The 2,195-nt window shown below is 70.0% G+C and carries 2 protein-coding genes and 1 pseudogene; all 3 read left to right on the top strand.

All coding sequences use genetic code 11. The features are described from left to right. Positions 1 to 78: 78 nt before the first annotated feature. Positions 79 to 558 (top strand): annotated as a pseudogene (locus tag ACWD6P_RS36945) (sugar ABC transporter substrate-binding protein); the annotation flags it as partial. Between the two features lie 49 nt (positions 559 to 607). Further along, on the top strand, positions 608 to 1,504 hold the full coding sequence (locus tag ACWD6P_RS36940) for a carbohydrate ABC transporter permease (protein ID WP_451448599.1): 897 nt from the start codon (positions 608 to 610) through the stop codon (positions 1,502 to 1,504). Next, on the top strand, positions 1,501 to 2,195 hold a 695-nt coding region (locus ACWD6P_RS36935), incomplete at its 3' end, for a carbohydrate ABC transporter permease (protein WP_451448598.1). The genes ACWD6P_RS36940 and ACWD6P_RS36935, both read left to right, overlap by 4 nt.

Genomic DNA, 2,195 nt, shown 5'->3' with positions numbered 1-2,195 from the left:
GCGTGCATCTCGTCCGGATGAGGGCTGGCGGAGGCGAGCCAGTCGGCGCCCGCGAGGGTGACGTACGCGGTGGTGGGGAAGTCCAGGGCGCGGGGCGCACCGGCGCCGGTGGAGCGGACCCGGGAGGCGGGCTGGCTGTACACCTGGGCCTGGGGCGTGCAGAAGGCCGGTACGCACCAGGACGCGGCGTGGAAGTTCGTCCGCTGGGCGTCGGGCAGCGGGTACGAGCGGCTGGTGGGCCGTGAGCTGGGCTGGTCGAGGGTGCCCGGCGGCAAGCGCGCCTCGCTCTACCGCAACCAGGAGTACCTCAAGGCCTCCGGGGCCTTCGCCGCTGCGACCGAGCGGGCGATCAGCTCGGCCCGGCCCGACGCCCCCGGACTGCAACCACGCCCGGCACCGGGCATCCAGTTCGTCGGCATCCCGGAGTTCTCGGACCTGGGGACCAAGGTCTCCCACGAGATCAGCTCGGCGATCGCCGGCAAACAGAGCGTTCCCGCCGCACTCCGTCACAGTCAGCGGATGGCGGAGGAGGTAGCGCGTGCCTACGCAGGCCGCTGACGCCTCGTCACACGGGCCCGACGGCGCCGCCACCCGCGGCCGCGCGGCCATCGACGGGGCCAGGGCGCGGGCCCGCCGCGCACCCCTGCTCCCGGCCCTGGTCTTCCTCGTCGTCGTCACCCAACTGCCGTTCGTGGCGACGGTGGTGATCTCCTTCCTCCGCTGGAACGCACTGGCCCCCGCCAACCGCGGCTTCGCCGGCCTGGACAACTACCGGGCCGTCTTCACCGACCCCGTGCTGCGCAGCTCGGTGCGGACCACCATCCTGCTGACGGTGACCGTGGTCCTGGTCAGCCTGCTGCTCGGCCTCGGACTCGCATTGCTGCTCGACCGCCGATTCCGCGGCCGCGGCATCGTGCGCACCCTGCTCATCACGCCCTTCCTGATCGTGCCGGTCGCCGCGGCCCTGCTGTGGAAGCACGCCCTGTTCAACACCTCTTACGGACTCCTCAACGGCGTGCTGACCTGGCTGTGGAGCGTCTTCGGCAGCGACGATCCGCCGCAGCCGGACTGGATGACCAGCATGCCGCTGGCCGCGGTGGAGGTGACGCTGATCTGGCAGTGGACGCCGTTCATGATGCTGATCCTGCTCGCAGGGCTGCAGAGCCGGCCCACCGATGTCGTCGAGGCCGCCCTCGTCGACGGCGCCTCCGCCTTCGACATCTTCCGCTATCTGACGCTGCCGCATCTGCGCCGCTACCTGGAACTCGCCGCCCTGCTCGGGACCATCTTCATCGTCCAGAACTTCGACGCGGTGTTCACCCTCACCTCCGGCGGCCTCGGCACCGCCAACCTCCCCTACACCATCTACCAGGCCTTCTATCAGGCCCACGACTACGGACGGGCGTCCGCGCAGGGCGTCGTCGTACTGGTCTGCTCGCTGCTCGTGGCCATCCTCGCGCTGCGCACCGTCTCGTCCCTGCTCCGCGAGGAAGGCGTTCGATGACCAGCGTGCCGCGCGCCGCACACCGGCTTCCGGCTCGGGCCCGCCGCCGACGGCGCAGAAGCGCGTATCTGGGCCTGCTCGCCTGGCTGTGCGGTCTGCTCTTCTTCGTCCCCGTCGCCTGGATGGTGCTGACGTCGTTCCACAGCGAGACCGACGCGGCGACCAATCCGCCGAGCCTCGGCGCGCCCCTCACCCTGCACGGCTACCGCGAGTTCCTCGGCGCGGGCAGCGGCGTCAGCCCCTGGCCGCCGCTGATCAACTCGCTGACCGCCTCGGTCGTCTCCACACTGCTGGTACTGGCGCTGGCCGTACCCGCCGCCTATGCCCTGGCCGTCAAGCCCGTACGGAAATGGCGCGACGTCCTCTTCTTCTTCCTCTCCACGAAAATGCTTCCCCTGGTGGCCGGACTGCTCCCGGTCTACCTCGTCGCGCAGAACACCGGGATGCTCGACAACATCTGGCTGCTGGTCATCCTCTACACCTCGATGAACCTGCCGATCGCGGTATGGATGATGCGCTCCTTCCTCGCCGAGATCCCGCTGGAGATCCTGGAAGCCGCCGCGATCGACGGCGCGGGCCTGACCACGACCCTGACGCGTATCGTCGCCCCGGTCGCCATGCCGGGCATCGCCGCAACCGCCCTGATCTCCTTCATCTTCAGCTGGAACGAGCTGCTCTTCGCCCGGGTCCT

It is taken from the genome of Streptomyces sp. NPDC002446, from assembly GCF_053595675.1.
This window is presented reverse-complemented; position numbering and strand designations above follow the sequence as displayed.